The 843-nt window shown below is 75.8% G+C and carries 1 protein-coding gene; it reads right to left on the reverse strand.

Features of this window, described 5'->3' with window-relative positions; translation table 11 throughout:
• Nucleotides 1-843, reverse strand: an 843-nt coding sequence (locus x551_RS22835) for an amidase family protein (RefSeq protein WP_036252088.1), incomplete at both ends; no start/stop codon positions are given.

Genomic DNA, 843 nt, shown 5'->3' on the forward strand with positions numbered 1-843 from the left:
CCGAAGCGGGCCAGCGCGGCGTCGGCGTTCGCCGGAGCGATGAAGGTGACGCCGAACGGCAGCCCGGCGGCCGGGCCTTCGGACACCGGCGTGGCGGTGAAGCCGGCCGGCGCCGCCAGCGCGCACCAGCCCAGCAGGTTGACGAAGTTCGTGTAGGTGCCCAGGCCGGCGTTCGCACCCAGCGGGTCGGCGTCGACCTCGTCGAAGCGCGGGTGCCCCGGCGCGGTGGGCACCATCAGCACGTCGACCTGCCGCCACAGCGCGGTGGCGTCGCGCTGCGCCGCCCGCAGCCGGTACTGGCCGCGGAAGGCATCGGTGGCGCTGAAGGCCGTGGCCGACTCGACGATCTGGCGCACGCTCGGGTCCAGCGCCTGCGGGTCGTGCGCGAGCAGCTCCTGCACCACGGCATGGCGCTCGGCCACCCAGGGCCCGGCGTACAGCAGGTCGGCCACCCGGTGCAGCGGCGCGAAGTCGATCGGCACCGCGCTGTGGCCGAGCCGGCGCAGCTCGCCGAGCGCCTGCTCGAAGGCCGCCGCATAACCGGCGTCGCCGCTGAAGACCGGATCGCGCGGCACGCCGACGCGCAGCGGGCCGTTCCAGCCGGCGGGCCCCGGTGCGAAGGCGCTGTACGCGTCGTCGGTGTCCGGCCCTTCGATCAGCGCGAGCACGGTGGCCGCGGCCGGCACGGTGTGCGCGAACACCGACACGCAGTCCAGCGAGCGGCAGGCCGGCAGCACGCCGGTGGTGGACACGCGGCCCGGTGTGGGCTTGAGGCCGACGATGTTGTTGAATCCGGCCGGCACGCGGCCCGAGCCGGCGGTGTCGGTGCCCAGCGCGAGCGGC

The organism is Methylibium sp. T29 (assembly GCF_000576205.1).
GTDB lineage: Bacteria > Pseudomonadota > Gammaproteobacteria > Burkholderiales > Burkholderiaceae_C > Methylibium > Methylibium petroleiphilum.